Raw genomic sequence first — 17,036 nt, forward strand, 5'->3', positions numbered from 1 at the left:
CGCAAGACCCGCGTCGCGCCGACCCCGAAAGCCGGGAGCGAACCCTTGCCCCGACTTGATAAAATCGGATCACATGGTCAGCCGAGGACAACGAGCACGTGGGGTTGTGCGTCGAGTTTCCTTCCCTCAGCTGGCTGGCTCCGACCCCCGCGGAGGCGCTGGCCGGGATCCAGCGAGTCGTACAAGAGTGCCTTGAGGACATGCACAAGACCGGGGAGACGCCCCCGATGCCCTTGGCGGATCGGGCCTACAGCGGGAAGTTCATGGTTCGAGTGCCGCCGGAAACCCACCGCGCGCTCGCGATGCAGGCCGCCGAACAGGGCGTCAGCATGAACCGGCTCATCAGCGCGCGGCTCGCCGAGTAACGCTGTGGCCCGGCATCTCTTGAACGGGGGAGCAGGATGACAAAGGGCGTTCTTTCGCTTGCGACGTTCGCGGCCGCCATGGCTGGGCCGGTGGCGGCGCAAGACGGGTTCGGCGCCGCGCTATGGGCGCCGGCGGCGGACGAGATCCTCGTTCTCAAGCCCGAGTTCGGTCGCGGGCCCGCCTCCGTCCTCGTGTTCTCGAAGGGCGACGGCGGCTGGTCGCAGGCGCAGGAACTGTGGTCGGCGGGCTCGCTCCTCGGGGAGTCCTTCGGGCAGACGATGACGCCGGTCGACGGCGGGTTCCTCGTGGCGAGCGGGGACCCGCAGGTGATGCTGGGGGCGTACGGCTTCACGCGCGAGGCGGATGGGGGCTGGACGGAATCCGGGGCGCTGGAGCTCCGGTCCGAAGCCGGCGCGGCGCCCGAGGAGATGAGCATGGGCCGCGTGATGGCGATCCTGCGGCCGCCCGCACGAGTCGTTGCGGGGGACGGGGATGTGGCGCTCGTCTCGGCGCCGGGCGGGCAGGGCGCAGGGACCGCGGTCCACGTCTACGAGCGCGGTGCGGACGGTACGTGGAGCGCCGCGGGCTCGCTGGAGGCCGGAGATCTGCGGGCCAACGCGCGCTACGGGGCGGCGATGGCCGTCCGTGGCGGATTCGCGGCGGTCGGAGCGCCGGGACAGAGCACTTCGGGCACGGTGCATGTGTTCGCGCGTGGCGCGGATGGTGCATGGAGCCGGGAGGCCGCGCTCGAAGCGCCCGCGGTGGGCCGGGGCGCCGACCTGGGTTCCAGCCTGCTCTTCGTCTCGGAAGACGAACTCGCGGTGGGCGCGCCCTCCGCGGATGGCTCGGTCGGCCGGGTCGTGCTGTTCGCCCGCGGGGCTGGCGGCGCCTGGTCCGAGCGGGCGACGCTGGAGCCGGGCGAGTCCGGGCCGGGCCAGCGTTTCGGCGCCGCGCTCGCCGCGACGGACGTCGACCTGCTCGTCGGCGCTCCCGGGGCCGCGGACGGTCGGGGCCGGGTCGACGCCTTCTCCCGCCCGGACGCGGCCTCGGAATGGCGCGCCGCCCACGCCTTCACACCCCGGGGGGCCGACCTCGTCGCGGGCTTCGGGGCTGCGGTGGCGCTCCGCGCCGGCCTCGCCGTCGTGGGCAGCCCCGCGTCCGAGGGGAGCGCGGGCCTCACCGCGGTCTACGAATCCGATGGGGACGGCGACTGGTCCGGGCCGGTCTGGCTGCGCGCCGGGAGTCCGCCGGTAGCCGTGACCTCGGGCGAAGTCCTCTGCGAGGACGACGAGGCCGCCGGCTTCGACTGCGCCGATGTCGATCTGCAGGCGTACCTCCCCCTGGCCTCGATCGGCGGCGGGCCGGGCGAGCGGGTCAGCGACGCCTGGGGCTGGACCGACCCCGAGACCGGGCGCGAATACGGTCTCGTCGGCCGCTCGGGCGGCGCCGCGATCGTCGACGTCACCGACGCCGTGAGCCCCGTCTACCTCGGCGTCATCCCCGCCAACCGGAGCGGCGCCCGCGACCTCAAGGTCTACGCCGACCACCTCTTCTTCACCGGCGACGGGGCGGGAGACCACGGCCTCATCGTGTTCGACCTCACGCGGCTCCGGGACGTGACGAATCCCCCCGTCGAATTCGCGCCCGACCTGCGCTGGGACGAGATCGGGAGCGCGCACAACCTCATCATCGACACCGACGCCGGCACGGCGTTCACCGTCTCGACGAGCGGGGACGGGCACACCTGCGGCGGCGGGCTCGTGATGATCGACATCCGCCAGCCGCTCGCGCCCGAGTTCGCGGGCTGCTTCACCGACACCGAGGGGCTCCTCTTCCAGGGGCGGACGCACGACGCGCAGTGTCTCGTCTATGACGGGCCCGACATGGACTATCAGGGCCGGGAACTGTGCTTCGCCTCGAACGAGACCGCGCTCCGGATCGTCGACGTGACGGACAAGTCGAACCCGAACCCGATCTCGGCCGCCGCCTACCCGGGCGTGGCGTACATCCATCAGGGGTGGCTGAGCGACGACCGGCGCTATTTCTACCTGGACGACGAACTGGACGAACTCGTCGGCACCACGGAGCGCACGAAGACGATCGTGTGGGACGTGACGGACCTCGACGACCCGGTTGCCGTGGCCGACTACTACGGCCCCAACAACGCGACCGACCACAACCTCTACGTGAAGGGCGACCGGATGTACCAGGCCAACTATCAGGCCGGCTTGCGCGTCGTCGACATCAGCGACCCCGAGAACCCGCGCGAGGTGGGCTTCTTCGATACGACCCCCTACGGCGCGGACCCTCCCGGCTTCAACGGCGCCTGGACGGCCTTCCCCTAGTTCGAGAGCGAGACGGTGCTCGTGACGAGCATGCTCGAGGGTGTGTTCCTGCTGAAGCCGAGACGAACCGAACTCGTGCCCTGAGGGACGAGACCACCACCCGCATTCAACGCAGGAGACCATATCCGATGTCGAGCGAGACGGTGCGCGAGGGCGGCGAAGTCTGCGCGGTGCGTTGTAACGGCGACGGGCCGCTGCTCGTACAGGGCTCGCTGCGCGTGTTCGAGCCCGGAGCGGAAGAGGCCGTCGGGAAGTCGCGGGCCGCCTTCTGCCGCTGCGGCCATTCCGCCAACAAGCCGTACTGCGACGGCGCGCACCGGGATGCCGGTTTCGAGGCGTCAGGCCCGATCGACACCCGCCGGGCCGTCGCGGAGGACTTCACGGGCGACGCGGCGCCGGAGGTCGTCGTCACGCCGCACGCGAACGGTCCCTACCACTTCGATGGCGTGATCGAACTCAGCGGCGAGGGGCACGAGGGGTCCGCCCGCTTCGAGAAACCGTGGCTGTGCCGCTGCGGGGCGTCGAAGAACAAGCCCTTTTGCGACGGGACGCACAAGGAGATCCCGTTCGAGGCGGAGGGCCTCTGAACGTGGCCGAGCCGGAGTCGGTCGCGTTCTATCCTCTCCTCTACGTCGCGTGGGCCGACGGTGAGCTCGCCGACGAAGAACTCGAACTGCTGCGCGGTCACGTGCGCGAGGCGGGGCTCCCCGAGGGGGCGCTCGCCGAGTGGCTCGATCCCGATGCTCCGCCTTCGGCCGAGCGGTTGCTCCACCTGCTCGATGCGGTGCGGCGACGGGCGGCCGAGGTCTCGCCCGAGCGGCGCCGCTCACTCACGGAACTCGGCATCGCGATCGCGGAGGCCGACGGGGCGCACCCGACCCCCGAGGAGCGCGAGGCGATCCTTCGCATCGAGGAGGCGCTGGGCCTGGGTGGTCGCGACGCCGTGGCGACGCTGTTCGACCCGGTCCGGCCGATCGCCCCGCTCCCCGTCGTCCCGTCGACGTTCGACCGGGAAGCCATGGCCCGCTTCCTCGACGGCCCGGCCGGGGAGACCCGACGCCGCGTGCGCGAAATCCTGTCCGATGGCCGCTTCCGCCTCGTGTCGGGCCTCTCCACGCCGGAGTACCGGGCCCAGGTCACGGCGTGGTGCCGATTGCTCGCCGACGAGGGGCTGGGCCGCCTGGGCTATCCCACGGAGTACGGGGGCGGCGGCGACCCCGCGGGTTTCGTCGCCACGTTCGAGACGCTCGCCTTCTTCGACCTCAGCCTGCTCACGAAGTTCGGCGTCCAGTTCGGACTCTTCGGCGGAAGCATCCACCAACTGGGTTCAAGTCGTCATCACGAGAAATATCTGAGAGACGCCGGCACGCTGGCGCTCCCGGGCTGTTTCGCGATGAGCGAGACCCTGCACGGGTCGAACGTCTATGATATTCAGACGACGGCGGTCCATGACCCTGCGACCCGTGAGATCGAGGTTCATACGCCGGTGCCGGGGGCGCGGAAGGACTACATCGGGAACGCGGCGCGGGACGGCCGTCTCGCCACGGTCTTCGCGCAACTGGAGGTCGGCGGGGAAGGGCGGGGGGTGCACGCGATCCTCGTCCCCATCCGCGACGAGGACGGCGACGCGCTCCCCGGGGTGACGATCGAGGACTGCGGGGAGAAGCTCGGCCTGAACGGGGTCGACAACGGGCGACTCCTGTTCGACCGCGTGCGCGTGCCGCGTGAGAACCTCCTCGACCGCTTCGCCTCGATCGATGAGGCGGGGGCCTACCGGAGCCTGATCGCGAGCCCGGCCCGGCGCTTCTTCACCATGCTCGGGACTCTGGTAGGAGGGCGCGTCGCCGTGGGGAGCGCCGCGCTGAGCGCGTCCAAGGTCGCCCTGACGATCGCCGTCCGTTACGGCGCCCGCCGACGCCAGTTCGGGCCGCCGGGGGAGGCCGAGCGCCCGCTCCTCGACTATCCGAGCCACCAGCGGCGCCTCCTCCCGCGCCTCGCCACGACCTACGCTCTCGGCTTCGCGCTCCACGATCTCCAGGAGCAGCATCTGGCTGCGGAGTCCGCGGATTCCGGGGAAGCGGACGGTCGATCCGGAACGGCGGCCCGCCGGCGCACGGAGGCGGCCGCGGCGGGGCTCAAGGCCTACGCGACGTGGCACGCGACGGAGACGATCCAGGCGTGTCGGGAGGCGTGCGGGGGCCGCGGCTACCTCGCGCACAACCGCTTCGCCGCGCTCAAGGCGGATTCCGACGTGTTCACGACGTTCGAGGGCGACAACACCGTCCTCATGCAGCTCGTGGCGAAGGATCTGCTCACCGGCTTCCGGCAGCAGTTCGGCGATCTCGGCGCGCTCGGGCTCGCGCGGTTCGCGGCGGGGCGCGCCCGGCGGGCCGTGGCCGAGCGCAACCCCATCGTCTCACGGAAGACGAGCGAGGCGCACCTCCGCGACCCCGAGTTTCACGACGCGATCCTCGACGCCCGCCGCACCGAACTCGTCCTCTCCCTCGCCCGCCGGATCCGGCACCGGATCGCGGGCGGGATGACCTCGTTCGACGCCCTCACCGACTGCCAGAACCACGCTCTGACCGCCGCCCGCGCCCATGTCGAATGCGAGATCCTGCGCTCGATGCTCGCGGCCGAGCGCCGCACGCCCACCTCCGGCGTGGCGGAGTGGCTCGAGCGCCTGCGCTGCCTGTTCGCGCTCGCCGCCATCGAGCGGAGCGCCGCCTGGTTCCTCGAACAGGGCTATCTCGACCCGCCCAAGAGCAAGGCGATCCGGAGCATGGTCACGGCCCTCTGCGCCGAGATCCGCCCCCAGGCGATCCCCCTCGTGGACGCGTTCGACGTCCCCCGCGCCTGCCTCGAGGGCTCCATCGGCCTCTGAGGTGCGGCCTTGCGGGCCTTCGTACTTGACATGAAGAATCGTGTCACTACAATCGTAGCTATCAGCGACGGGTACGTTTGCGGGGACGAGGAGGCGCTGGGAGAAAGGCGAATAGTCGTGAGCGACGAGCCTACCAGGAGCGATCTGAAGCGGATCGACCAGATGACGGATGAGGATATCGACTACTCGGACATTCCCGAGGTCGACGCCGCCTTCTTCGAGACCGCGCGCGTTGTGGTTCCCCCTGGCAAGAAGCAGGTGACGGTCCGCATTGACGGTGATGTCCTCGAGTGGCTAAAGGGCCAAGGCCGGGGATATCAAACCCGGATTAACGCCATCCTGCGCGCCTACTATGAAGCACACGTGTCGTAGTTGCGCGAAGTTCTCCCGGCCTGCGCGCCGGCCTACGTCCCAGACTGAACGCCGAGCAGTCGGGCGGCGAGGTCGAGGGCGTCGACCGGCCAATACGTCTTCGGGCGCGGGCGCGGGACGCCGGGGCGGCCGGCTTCCGGACGGCAGCGGAGGACCGCTTCGGTCCAGCGGGTCGGGATCGCGGCCAGCCCGTAGACCGCGCCCAGGAGCGCGCCGCAGATCGCGCCGTTCGTGTCGGTGTCGCCGCCTCTCATGACGCTGTCGACGACGCCCTCTTCCAGCGAAGGCGCGTGCAGTAGCTGCCAGAGCGCGTTCCGGAGCGCGGTCCGCACCCAGCCCATGCTCGTCATGTAGTCGTCCGGCGGGCCGTCGGCCGCGCTCGCCACGCCCGCCCGCACTTCCGCGCAGATCGTGCCATCGTCCGCCCAGGCCACGACCCGTCGGTACAACTCGTCGGCGGTCGGACCGGCGTCGATCGCATGTGCCAGTGCCATGGCGAAGAGGGCATTCGCGTCGAGGCAGACCCGGTTCGGGTGCGTGAGACGCGCGTCCCGTCGCGCCCACTCGGCTACCGTTTCAAGGCCGAGCGGAAGACGGGCGCCGAAGATCGCCAGCGGGCTGATCCGCATCAGCGCGCCGTTGGCTTCGCTGGCGGGGTTCAGGGTCCCCATGAGCGCCCCCTGAATCGTGCCACCGCAGTCGAACGGCCCTGAATTGAGCCATTCCCTGTACGCGGCGAACGTCGCCTCCGCATCATAGGTGCCGTGCGCAATGAGGGTACGGGCGAGGGCCAGCGCCATCTCCGAGTCGTCCGTGGGCTGGCCGGCCAGCGTGTCGAACGTGCCTCCGTCCTCGAGATCCCGGACTCCGTCGGGATACAGACGGCGGATCTCCTCGGGCCTCTGAAACTCGACAAGGCTGCCGAGGGAATCGCCCGCAAGCTGTCCGAGAAGACAGCCGCGGGCCCGATCGAGACGCGGATCGGCGCCCCGAGACGTTTCCGCGGAAACGTCAGCGCTGATCATCGGGAGTCGTCATCGCGCAGTCTCTTCAGGAGGTCTGGGTCGGGTTTGACGAAGATCGTCTGAACGCGGGCCGGGGCAACGGTCCCCGGCGGGGACTTGCGCGGCTTGCGAACGTACTTGCGGCGGGTCCAGACGACGGGGGCGGTGCCGCTGTGGCGTGCGCCGGAGTGGACCGCGGCCGCGGTCGCCGCCTCGAGGAGGTCGCGGCGGGGCGGATTCGCGTCCCGGCGCCCCCAGCGGAGGATCACGTGGGCGCCCGACGCCTGCGAGGCATGGAGCCAGATGTCGTCCGGGGCGGAGTGCCGGAAGGTGAGGTCGTCGTTGTCGCGCGGGCCGCGGCCCACTCGGAGTTCCAGCCCGCCCGTCGTCCGGAGCCGTATGTAGGGCAGCCGCGTCTCAGGCTGGCGGGAGCGCGACCCTCCGGTGCCCGCGGCGGGTGGCCTTCCACCGGCCGCGGCCCACAGGGCGTCCGAGGGACCGGACCCGGCGAGCCGTTCGAGGTGTGCGTCGTATTCGGACACCCGCTCGCGGGCCGCCTCGATCTCGGCCGGCAGCCGTTCCAGCGCGCGCTCGCGGCGGCGGGCCTCCTCGAAGTAGCCCTCCGCGTTCGTGACGAGATCGAGCGCCGGGTCGAGCGCGATCTCGTGTGCGGTTCCGTCGAATCCTTCGAGTGTGACCGTGGCGGCACCCTTCGGGACCTCGTCCTTGTGAGCGAGAAGGATTTGCCCGAGCAGGCGCGGCTCGTCGGTCGGCTCGTGCGGCGGCCCGGCCGCGGCGAGTTGCCGTTCGAGCGCGGCGACACGGCGCTGGAGCCGCTTTCGCCGGGCGCCGAGGCGCTTCCGCAGCTGCCCGGCCTCGTCCTCGCCCGCGTCATCGGTGTCGCGTGCGGGGAGGGCCTCGAGGACGGAGGCCGGACCGCCGGCGCCGGCGACGAGGCGGGCGGCCGCTTCGAGCAGCCCGGCCTCGGTGGCGTGGCCCCCGCCGAGGTCGTGCGGGTACGGCTGGGCGCCCGGCGGGCGGTCGAGCACGAAGGCCGCGCGGTCTGCCGGCCCGGGCGCCGCCGCGAGCGCGTGGAGTTCGCGATATCGCGTGTAGGTCCCGGCCGGGTCGGCGGCGTCCAGGATCCAGTCCGCGTTGAGCCCGCTCGTCCAGGCCCAGGTTTGCAGCACGGCCCGGCGGCGGGCGGCATCGTCCCCGGTCAGCGCGGCGGCCCAGTCGGCTTCCGACGGCGGAGCCGCGATCCCGCGGCGGGCGGACGCCGGGGAGACGTAGCGTGCGCCCCGGCGCAGGGGGCGGTCGCCCGCATCGCGCGACAGCAGGGCCGTCTCGATGCGCCAGCGGGCGTCGTCCTCGATCCGACGGCAGTGCACGGCGTTCCAGCGGCGGGTCTGGAGTTCGATCGCGAGGAGTTCCCACGCGCGCCCGGTCCGGTCACCGAAGGTCAGAAGCAGCGCCCGTTCATCAGCCGGCGCGCGCGCGTCGAGGAGCGACAGGCGTCCCGCACGGAGCGTCTTCCCGCCCACCCCGGAGTCCGGCGCGTCAGCGTCGAGTCCCAGCACGTATCCGTGTATCGGATGTAGCATGGCGACGAGCCGTGACCCGTCCTCGAAGGCCAGTTCCAGGGCGCGTCGCCCCGACGCCATGCGGAGACCGGCGATGCGGGAGCCCTCCCAGCGATCGAGGATCTCGCGGGCCAGGGCGCGGGCGAGGAGTGAGTCGTAAAGGACGGACATTGCCTCTATATTCGCGGCCCCGCGCGATCCCGACAAACTTCACCCCGTGACGAGACACCGTTGCCGAAGCTCCACCCGATCATCCACGCGGCCGGCGCTGAGCGACAGCACCCCGACTGGGCCGTGATGACCGAGGCGCGCCGCCGTCACACCAGGCGCGTGGGCCGGTTGCTGTGGGAGTGGAGCCGAACCCTCGGCCACGACAGGATGAGACGGATCCGCTGGCGCGCGGCGGGTCTCCTCCATGACGCCCTCAAGGACGAATCCCCGGAGACCCTGGGTCTCGAGGTTGAGGACGCGGGGGCGTGGCCCGGATCGCTCCTCCACGGCCCGGCGTGCGCGAACCGCCTGCGGGCGGCGGGAGTGGAGGACGAGTTGCTGCTGACGGCGATCGCCTTTCATACGACGGGGCACGCCGACTTCGGGGCGCTGGGGCAGGCGTTGTACATGGCCGACTTTCTGGAGCCCGGCCGCCGGACCCTCTCCCGTGAGCGCGCGGAGCAGCGACGTCGCATGCCTTCCGACTGGCACGCCGTGCTCGGCGAGGTGGCGACCGCGAAGATCGTGAACCTCCTCCGGCGCGGCATCCCGATCTCCCCCGCGACCGCCGGTTTCTGGCGGGCAGTCACCGCGCCGGCAGGCACGATCCGCTGACCGGGGGGCCGGGCCCACCGCCCCTCCGGGCTTGCGTCGGCCCCCCGGTTGTCGCAAATCGTCTGGTGGAGCATGCGGGAGCATGTGGGGTACGTTTTCGTGGGATCGGGGGGGGGGTCGAGCGCGGTCGGCGGGGGTGGGGCGGACGACGGGAGGCGACAAGGTGCGTTCGAGGAGGCGGTCCAGGCAGCAGGTTCGCAGGGTTCCCCAGGGGCGTGAGCCCTACAGAAGGAGACGAAGCCCCTTCCATCGGATGGTCTCCGCGATCCGGGGGCTGATCACCACGGCCGCGCTGATCGGCGCGGGTGCGCTCATCGGTCTTTTCTGGGAGGAGTCGCAGGTCGTGCGCCTCGCGGAGCCCGCGGCGGCCGGTCCCGCGCCGAGCGCTTCGAGCCTGCGGAGCGAGGCGCCCGAGAGTCCGTCACCCCAACTCAACGTCGCGAACTTTGTCGCGAACCGGATCAAGGTCGAGGTCCTGAACGGGGTCGGAGAGCCGGGTCTCGCGCGCCGCTTCGCGGACCAACTCCGGGAGCGCGGCTTCGACGTGGTCGCGACGGACAACGCAGACCACTTCGAGCACCAGGTCACCCACGTCCTGGACCGGTCCGGCCGCCTCGGCGCCGCCCGGGAGGTGGCGAGCGGCGTCCATTCGGACTCCGTCGCCGTGGTGCTCGACCCCGACCTCTTCCTCGACGCGACCGTCGTGGTGGGACACGATTGGCAGGAGGTCCTCCGCGGTAACTGACCCGGGGGCGCCGACCCGGGGGCGCGGCGCTCAGCCCCTCGTGGAAAGCCGCAGCTGCCCGCAGGCGGCCGCGATGTCGCGTCCCCGAGGCCGCCGTACCGCGTTCCCTACCCCCCGAGCCGTGAGCCCGGCCGAGAAACGTTCGATCGCCGCCGGTGGACTCGGACCCCACTCCGGGCGCGCGGGGATCGGGTTGAACGGGATGAGGTTCACGAAGCAGATGAGACCGCGCGCGAGGTCCGCGAGCGCGTCCGCCAGCGCCGGCGCATCGTTGACCCCGCGGATGAGCGTGTACTCCAGGCTGATGCGCCGGTTCTTGTAGCCCTGGTACGTGCGCAGCGCCTCGAAAAGCTCCGGAAGCGGGTATCGCTTCTCGATCGGCATCAGCTCCAGCCGCAGTTCGTGCGCCGGCGCGTGCAGCGACACCGCGAGTTCGAACGGCTCCGGACGCCGCGCGAGTTCGAGGATCCCGGGGACGAGCCCGACCGTCGACACCGTGATCCGCCGGGCGCCGAGCCCGAAGCCCCCGTGCAGCGCCGCGAGCGACCCGATCACCCCGTCGAGGTTCGCCAGCGGTTCTCCCATCCCCATGTACACGACGTTGGAGATCGGCCGCCCCAGTTCCTCCCGCGCCACGCGCAGCGAATCCCGGTACTGGGCCACGATCTCCGCCGCCCGCAGCTGGCGCCGGAACCCGAAGTACCCGGTGGCGCAGAAGCGGCAGGCGAGCGCGCACCCGGCCTGAGATGACAGACAGAGCGTGAGCCGCTCGCGGGTGGGGATGAGCACCGACTCGACGCGCTCCCCGTCCTCGAGCCGCCACAGGTGTTTGATCGTCCCGTCCTTCGAGTGCGCCACGTAGTCCGGTTCGAGCGGCGTGAGGGAGAACGCCTCGGCCAGCGCCGGGCGCAGGGGCGCCGGGAGGTTCGTCATCTCCTCGAACGAACGCGCGGCCCGCTTCCACACCCATTCCTCGACCTGCCGGGCGCGGTACGCGGGCTCTCCCCGCTCCGCGAAGAAACCGACGAGCCGCTGCCGCCCCCCCTCTCCCCGCTCGACGAGCAGTTCGGGACGTGGGACGCCGCTGCTTGCTGGCGTGTTCGAAAACCGGCTATCTTCCAGTGTGTTCCGCACTTCTTCTAACAGTTTCCCCGTTCCCGCGAGTTCCCCTGTCCAAACTATCGCGACCGAGCGAGCGGCGTGAGCCGGCCTCGCTGGACACAGCCTGGCGCGACGCCGGCTGCGGACAGATCGAGGCCTCGTGGGTCGAGCGGGAAATCCGGGTCATCGGCTGGGTGCACCGTCGGCGCGACCTGGGCGGGCTCTTCTTCGTAGACCTTCGCGACCGCACCGGCCTCCTCCAGATCTCCTTCGGTCCGGAGTGGACGGACGCGGCCGCCCTCGAACTCGTCTCCGCGCTCAACCCCGAGGACGTCGTCCAGGCGACGGGCGTCGTCGCGCCACGTCCCCGGGCGAACCCCGACATGCTCACGGGCGAGATCGAGCTTCGGGTCACGAGCCTCGAGCGGGTCTCCGTCGCCGACCCGCTCCCGATCCTCGTCTACCAGCCGCCTGACGAGGCGCTGCCGTCGGAGGAACTCCGCCTCCGCCACCGCGTACTCGACCTGCGGCGCCCGGAGATGCAGCGCAACCTCCGGCTCCGGCACATGGTGACGAACGCGGTCCGCGCCTCCCTCAGCGAGCAGGGGTTCGTCGAGATCGAGACCCCGCTCCTCACGCGGCAGACGCCGGAGGGCGCGCGCGACTATCTCGTCCCCAGCCGGGTGCATCAGGGCCGGTTCTTCGCCCTCCCGCAGTCTCCGCAGCTGTACAAGCAGCTCCTCGTGTGCGGCGGCTTCGACCGCTACTTCCAGATCGCCAAGTGCCTGCGCGACGAGGACCTGCGCGCGGACAGGCAGCCCGAGTTCACGCAGATCGACATCGAGATGGCGTTCGTCGAACAGGACGACGTATTCCGCGCGGCCGAACGCATGTTCCAGCGCGTGTGGCGCGACGGGCTCGAGGAGGACCTCCCGGCGCCCTTCCCGCGCCTCCCGCACGCGGAAGCGATGGAACGGTTCGGCACCGACAAGCCGGACCTCCGCATCCCGTGGGAGATCCGGGACTTCACCGACGCGCTCACGGGCATCGGGTTCGGCATCTTCGACGGCGCCGTCCGCGCCGGAGGCCGCGTGCGAGGGCTCGTCCTCCCGGGCGGCGCCGCGCTCTCCCGCTCCCGCATCGCCCACTACGACAAGCTCGCCCGTGAGGCCGGCGCCAGGGGAGTCCTGTGGCTCAAGCGCTCCGCGGACGGCTGGTCGGGCCCGCCCGCGAAGGTCGTGGGAGAGGAAGTGGCCGCCGCCCTCGAAGCCCGCTTCGGGGTGGGGGAGGGCGATCTCGTCTTCTTCGTCGCGGGTCCCGATGCCGAGAGTTCGACCGCCCTCGACCGGCTGCGGCGGACCGCGGCGCGCGAACTCGACGCCGTCGACGAGAGCCGCGAGACGTGGCTCTGGATCACGGAGTTCCCGCTCTATGAGGAGGACGCCGAGACCGGTCTTCCGGTGCCGGCCCAGCACGCCTTCACGATGCCGGCGGACCCCGACATCGAGCGTCTGAGGGAGGATCCGCTCTCCGTCACCGCGCGCGCGTACGATCTCGTCTACAACGGGATCGAGTTCGGGAGCGGCAGCATCCGGTGCCACCTTCCCGAGGTTCAGCGCGTCATCCTGGAGGCGACGGGGCTCACCCCGGAGGAGGTCGAGACGCGCTTCGGTTTCCTGCTCGAGGCCTTCCGGTTCGGCGTCCCGCCGCATGGCGGGGTCGCGGTCGGCATGGACCGCCTGGTGGCCGAGATGGTCGGGTGCGCGTCGATCCGGGACGTGATCGCGTTCCCGAAGACCGCGGCGGCGCGAGGGCTCCTCGAGCGCTCGCCCTCCACCGTGACCCCGGCGGAACTGGAGGAACTCGGCATCTCCGTGAGCGGGAGCACAATAGCGTGAGCGTGGCGACGGAACGCCGCCTTTCCATCGAAGGCGCCGACCAGCAACTCCTGGCCGGCGTGAACGACTCGAACCTCACAACGCTCGCGCGGCACTGCGACATCCGCGTCGTCCTCCGCCACGACCACATGATCCTCTCCGGACCCCGGGCGGACATCGACCGCGCGTCGCCCACGGCGCAGTGCATGATCCGCTACGCCCGGCTGCGGCGCCCCTTCGACGCCGTCGACGTGGAGCGCTTCCTCGACCAGCCGGACGGGGGCGGCCCCGGCGCCGGGGGGGTCGGCGGATCCGGGCGCTCCCGGGAGGGAGGGCGCAGCGAGCCCCGGGGCGGACGCGGCGAAGGGCGGCAGGAGGAGGTAGCGCTGGCCGGGGCGCGGCGGGCGATCCGGCCAAAGTCGCCCGGGCAGGAACAGTATCTGGCCGCGATCCGCGAGCGCGACATCGTCGTCGGCATCGGTCCCGCGGGAACGGGCAAGACGTATCTCGCCGTGGCCGCGGGGGTCGAGGCGCTGAACCGGAAGCGGGTGCGCCGGATCATCCTCACCCGCCCCGCGGTCGAGGCCGGCGAGGCGCTGGGCTTCCTGCCGGGCGACATCCGCGAGAAGGTCGACCCGTACCTGCGCCCGCTGTACGACGCGCTCGAGGACATGATGCCGCCGGACCGCGTGCGCCGCTCGATCGAGGACGGCGTGATCGAGGTGGCGCCGCTCGCCTACATGCGCGGCCGGACGCTCTCCGACGCCTTCCTCATCCTCGACGAGGCGCAGAACGCGACCACCGCCCAGATGAAGATGTTCCTCACCCGGCTCGGGCTGAACTCGAAGACGGTGATCACGGGGGACAAGACGCAGATCGACCTCCCGCGGCCCGAGGATTCGGGCCTGCTCGAGATCGAGGAAGTCTTGCGCGACGTGGAGGGGATCGACTTCGTTTACTTTGACGAGGCGGACGTCGTACGGCACCGCCTCGTGAAGGAGATCATCCGCGCGTACCGGGAGTCCGAGCGTTGAGTCTGTACCGCCGCGTCCGCGACTACCTGCGTCCTGTGAACCGGCCCCCGGCAGGCGGGCCGAAGGACGCGTGGGTCCACCACGGATTCCGGGCGGGCGTCGTCCTCATCATCGCGCTCGCCGTCCCCTGGCTCTTCCCGCGCACATCGCTCCCCGAATTCGACGGCATCGTCCCCGGGAGCGTCGCCCGGCAGACGATCAACGCGGCGTTCGACTTCGACGTCCCGAAGGATGCGGACCGGCTCCGCGAGCAACAGGACGAGGCCGAAGCCGTCATCACGCCCACCCTCCGCTTCGAACCGGCGCGCGCCGACAGCAGCATCGAACGCGTGAGGGGGTTCTTCGCGCGGCTCGACACGGTCATCGCCGCGGCCGAAGCGCAGGCCGCCGAGGAGGATCTGGGGCCCGCGAGCACGGCGTCGCTCGTCCGGGCCGGCGTCGAGGCGGCGGTGCGGGAGATGGGCATCAACGTCTCGGCCGAGCAGGCCGTCGACTCCCTCGTCATCGACCACCTCCTCGATGAGCAAGCCCGAACGCGGCTGCGCGGCGAACTCGAGGGCGCCTTCGAGGGACTGCGAGCCGGCGTGATCCGGGAGAGCGATCTCGCCGACATCATCTCCGTCAACGTCGTCGTGCACGAGGAACCGGGGGGCGAGGACCGGGTGCGGACCGTGGCCGAGATCTCGCGGCTGGGCGACTTCTCGCGGGAGGTCCGGGAAGGGATCGGCGACCGGCTGCCGCCCGAGGGTGCGCTGCTCTTCCAGCAGCTGATCCTCCAGGCGCAGCCGACGCTGCGGATCGATCAGGACGCGACGCGCCAGACGCGCGAACTGGCCCGGGCCCTTATCCCCCAGTTCGAGGGCTTCGTGCTCGAGGGGGAACGCATCATCACCGAGAACACGAGGGTCTCCGAGGAGGAGCACCGCCGCCTGCTCGCCTACGAGAGGGAACTCATCGAGCGCGGCCAGGCCGGGACGGGGACGGGGTTCCTCCATGCGCTCGGCATGGTCCTCCTCGTCATGAGCATGCTCGGGATCCTCGTCTTCGCCACATATCGCTTCCGCCGCGACATCTACGAGAACCTGCGCAGCTTCTCCGTGCTGCTCGGGCTCATCGTCATCGTGATGTCGGCGGCCGGCGTCGTCGCCGCCACGGACAGTTCGCCGGCGCTCGTCCCGGTGGCGCTGGCCGGACTCCTCGCCGCGGCGCTGTTCGACAGTCTGCTGGGGCTGATCGTCGTCTCCACGATCACCGGGATCCTCATGGGCCAGCCGCATTTCGCGGGACTCGCCGCGCCCATGGTGACGGTGGCCGGCGGGGTCACGGCGGCCTTCGCGGTGGCCGGCATCCGCACCCGCTCGCAGAGCTGGGTGCTGATCGTCCTCATCGCGGCGGCGTACCTCGGAGCGGGGATCCTCCTCAACTTCACCGGCCACTATTCGCTCAACGACCTCTGGACGACGGCGGCGTTCGGGGCGCTCAACGCGACCCTGTGCACCGGGCTCGGCATCGGCGTGGGCCTGCCCCTGCTCGAGGTCTTCACCGGACGCACGACGGAGCAGTCGCTGCTCGAGCTGTCCGACATGAACCGGCCGCTCCTCCGGCGGCTCGCGCGCGAGGCTCCGGGCACCTACTCCCATTCGATCAACCTCGCGAACCTCGTCGAGGCGGCGTGCGAGGCGATCGGCGCGGACGCGCTCCTGGGCCGGGTCGGGGTCTACTACCACGACATCGGGAAGCTGGAACGGCCGCAGTACTTCATCGAGAACCAGCCGCGGGGACTCAACCCGCACGACCGCCTCAGCCCGTGGCAGAGCGCCGAGATCCTGCGCGACCATGTGCGCTCCGGGCTCCGAATGGCGAACGAGGCCCGGCTGCCCGAGGTCGTCAAGAACTTCATCCGCGAACACCACGGCACGCAGACGATCCGCTATTTCCTGGAGAAAGCGCGCGCACAGGCGCGCGCCCAGGAGGGCTCGGCCGACATCGACCCGAACGATTTCGCCTACCCCGGACCGAAGCCACAGACGAGAGAGACCGGCGTCGCGATGCTGGGGGACGCGGTGGAAGCGGCGTCCCGCGTCCTCACGAACCCGAGTCCCGAGCGGATTCGGGCCCTCATCGATAGCCTCCTCGAGGAGCGCATCGATCACGGTGAACTCGACGATTGCCAGCTGACCTACCGGGATCTGCGCATCGTGAAGCGGGAGTTCGCCCACGTCCTGACGGGGCTCTACCACCACCGGATCGACTACCCCAAGCCGACGGCTCCCGAAGCCGCCGCGCCGGAGCCGGCCGAGCCTGCGGCCGAGCCTGCGGCCGAGCCTGCGGCTGAGCCTGCGGCCGAGCCTGCGGTCCCGGAGGGGGACGACGGACAGCCGCCGCTCGACCTCGAGCAGGCGGCCCAGGGCGACACGGGCCCGATCCCGCCCCTCGATCCGGTCGATTGACGGAGCCCTCGCAGCCCACGATCCATATTAATCCCCTCGACGGGTGGGCGGAGAGCGCCCCCTCGGACGCCTCCGTCGAAGCCTCCGCGCGGGCGGCCCTCGCGACGGGCTCCGCGGAGGGCGCCGAACTCTCGATCACCTTCGTTTCGGCGGAGTCGATCCGGGCGCTGAACCGCGACTACCACGGCGCGGACGGCGCCACCGATGTGCTCGCGTTCGGGCTCGGCGCGGATCCGTGGCTCGGCGACATCTACATCTGTCCCGAGGTCGCGGACGCTTCGGCCCGTGAAATGGGTCTCGACTCCGCCGAGGAGATCCTGCGACTCGTCATCCACGGCGTCCTCCATCTGCTCGGGCACGATCACCCGGACGGCGAGGCCCGCTACGCGTCACCGATGTTCCGGCTTCAGGAACGGCTGCTGGCCGAGGTTCGCGGCCGCGCGTAGCATT

14 protein-coding genes are annotated in these 17,036 nt (G+C 71.1%); 11 read left to right on the plus strand and 3 right to left on the minus strand.

Translation table 11 applies throughout. The annotated features are described in order from the left end of the window. Positions 1-68: 68 nt before the first annotated feature. The 5 genes from ACPXY0_RS03045 to ACPXY0_RS03065 all read left to right on the plus strand — a co-directional run bounded on the left by ACPXY0_RS03045 (position 69) and on the right by ACPXY0_RS03065 (position 5,967). Positions 69-365, plus strand: a complete 297-nt coding sequence (locus tag ACPXY0_RS03045; RefSeq protein WP_423930549.1) for a type II toxin-antitoxin system HicB family antitoxin — start codon at positions 69-71, stop codon at positions 363-365. A 36-nt stretch (positions 366-401) separates the two neighbouring features. Beyond that, positions 402-2,711 carry a choice-of-anchor B family protein gene (locus ACPXY0_RS03050; RefSeq protein ID WP_423928354.1) on the plus strand — a complete coding sequence of 770 codons (2,310 nt, stop codon included), beginning with the start codon at positions 402-404 and terminating at the stop codon, positions 2,709-2,711. A 128-nt stretch (positions 2,712-2,839) separates the two neighbouring features. Next, positions 2,840-3,298 (plus strand): CDGSH iron-sulfur domain-containing protein, encoded by a 459-nt coding sequence (locus ACPXY0_RS03055; RefSeq protein ID WP_423928356.1) that lies wholly within the window; start codon positions 2,840-2,842, stop codon positions 3,296-3,298. A 2-nt stretch (positions 3,299-3,300) separates the two neighbouring features. Next, the gene (locus ACPXY0_RS03060; protein WP_423928358.1) at positions 3,301-5,595 is read left to right on the plus strand and encodes an acyl-CoA dehydrogenase; all 2,295 of its coding nucleotides are present in this window, start codon (positions 3,301-3,303) and stop codon (positions 5,593-5,595) included. Between the two features lie 117 nt (positions 5,596-5,712). After that, positions 5,713-5,967, plus strand: coding sequence for a BrnA antitoxin family protein (locus ACPXY0_RS03065; RefSeq protein ID WP_423928360.1), 255 nt, complete (start codon positions 5,713-5,715; stop codon positions 5,965-5,967). A gap of 32 nt (positions 5,968-5,999) precedes the next feature. Here ACPXY0_RS03065 and ACPXY0_RS03070 read toward each other — a convergent pair whose 3' ends face one another. Together ACPXY0_RS03070 and ACPXY0_RS03075 are read right to left on the minus strand one after the other, a co-directional pair. Beyond that, positions 6,000-6,992 carry an ADP-ribosylglycohydrolase family protein gene (locus ACPXY0_RS03070; protein WP_423928362.1) on the minus strand — a complete coding sequence of 331 codons (993 nt, stop codon included), beginning with the start codon at positions 6,990-6,992 and terminating at the stop codon, positions 6,000-6,002. Continuing rightward, on the minus strand, positions 6,989-8,725 hold the full coding sequence (locus tag ACPXY0_RS03075) for an NFACT RNA binding domain-containing protein (RefSeq protein ID WP_423928364.1): 1,737 nt from the start codon (positions 8,723-8,725) through the stop codon (positions 6,989-6,991). The genes ACPXY0_RS03070 and ACPXY0_RS03075 overlap by 4 nt, the downstream gene beginning before the upstream one ends. Before the next feature lie 60 nt (positions 8,726-8,785). On the opposite strand from ACPXY0_RS03075, the gene ACPXY0_RS03080 reads away from it, so the two are divergent. Together ACPXY0_RS03080 and ACPXY0_RS03085 are read left to right on the plus strand one after the other, a co-directional pair. Continuing rightward, complete coding sequence (locus ACPXY0_RS03080; protein ID WP_423928366.1) at positions 8,786-9,379, plus strand: HD domain-containing protein; 594 nt, start codon at positions 8,786-8,788, stop codon at positions 9,377-9,379. A gap of 253 nt (positions 9,380-9,632) precedes the next feature. Next, the gene (locus tag ACPXY0_RS03085; RefSeq protein WP_423928368.1) at positions 9,633-10,124 is read left to right on the plus strand and encodes a LytR C-terminal domain-containing protein; all 492 of its coding nucleotides are present in this window, start codon (positions 9,633-9,635) and stop codon (positions 10,122-10,124) included. A gap of 30 nt (positions 10,125-10,154) precedes the next feature. On the opposite strand, the gene rlmN is transcribed toward ACPXY0_RS03085, so the two are convergent. Beyond that, entirely contained in the window at positions 10,155-11,258 is a 1,104-nt protein-coding gene (rlmN, locus tag ACPXY0_RS03090) for a 23S rRNA (adenine(2503)-C(2))-methyltransferase RlmN (protein ID WP_423928370.1), read from the minus strand. Here rlmN and aspS point away from each other — a divergent pair. Genes aspS through ybeY form a run of 4 tightly spaced genes read left to right on the plus strand, consistent with a single transcriptional unit; the run spans position 11,246 to position 17,032 of the window. After that, on the plus strand, positions 11,246-13,123 hold the full coding sequence (aspS, locus tag ACPXY0_RS03095; RefSeq protein WP_423928372.1) for an aspartate--tRNA ligase: 1,878 nt from the start codon (positions 11,246-11,248) through the stop codon (positions 13,121-13,123). The two genes, rlmN and aspS, sit on opposite strands and share 13 nt — an antisense overlap. Then, positions 13,120-14,136, plus strand: a complete 1,017-nt coding sequence (locus ACPXY0_RS03100) for a PhoH family protein (RefSeq protein WP_423928374.1) — start codon at positions 13,120-13,122, stop codon at positions 14,134-14,136. Before aspS ends, ACPXY0_RS03100 begins: the two co-directional genes overlap by 4 nt. Beyond that, positions 14,133-16,586, plus strand: coding sequence for an HD family phosphohydrolase (locus ACPXY0_RS03105; RefSeq protein WP_423928376.1), 2,454 nt, complete (start codon positions 14,133-14,135; stop codon positions 16,584-16,586). Before ACPXY0_RS03100 ends, ACPXY0_RS03105 begins: the two co-directional genes overlap by 4 nt. After that, positions 16,583-17,032, plus strand: a complete 450-nt coding sequence (ybeY, locus tag ACPXY0_RS03110) for an rRNA maturation RNase YbeY (RefSeq protein ID WP_423928378.1) — start codon at positions 16,583-16,585, stop codon at positions 17,030-17,032. The genes ACPXY0_RS03105 and ybeY overlap by 4 nt, the downstream gene beginning before the upstream one ends. Positions 17,033-17,036 lie beyond the last annotated feature (4 nt).

The organism is Candidatus Palauibacter sp., from assembly GCF_965237495.1.
Taxonomy (GTDB): domain Bacteria; phylum Gemmatimonadota; class Gemmatimonadetes; order Palauibacterales; family Palauibacteraceae; genus Palauibacter.

What these genes read in the sequence shown, in the direction of transcription:
- ACPXY0_RS03085 (WP_423928368.1), top strand. Translation starts at nt 9,633, where the DNA reads ATGGTCTCCGCGATCCGGGGGCTGATCACCACGGCCGCGCTGATCGGC.
- ACPXY0_RS03050 (WP_423928354.1), top strand. Translation starts at nt 402, where the DNA reads ATGACAAAGGGCGTTCTTTCGCTTGCGACGTTCGCGGCCGCCATGGCT.
- ACPXY0_RS03055 (WP_423928356.1), top strand. Translation starts at nt 2,840, where the DNA reads ATGTCGAGCGAGACGGTGCGCGAGGGCGGCGAAGTCTGCGCGGTGCGT.
- ACPXY0_RS03070 (WP_423928362.1), bottom strand. Translation starts at nt 6,992, where the DNA reads ATGATCAGCGCTGACGTTTCCGCGGAAACGTCTCGGGGCGCCGATCCG.
- ACPXY0_RS03075 (WP_423928364.1), bottom strand. Translation starts at nt 8,725, where the DNA reads ATGTCCGTCCTTTACGACTCACTCCTCGCCCGCGCCCTGGCCCGCGAG.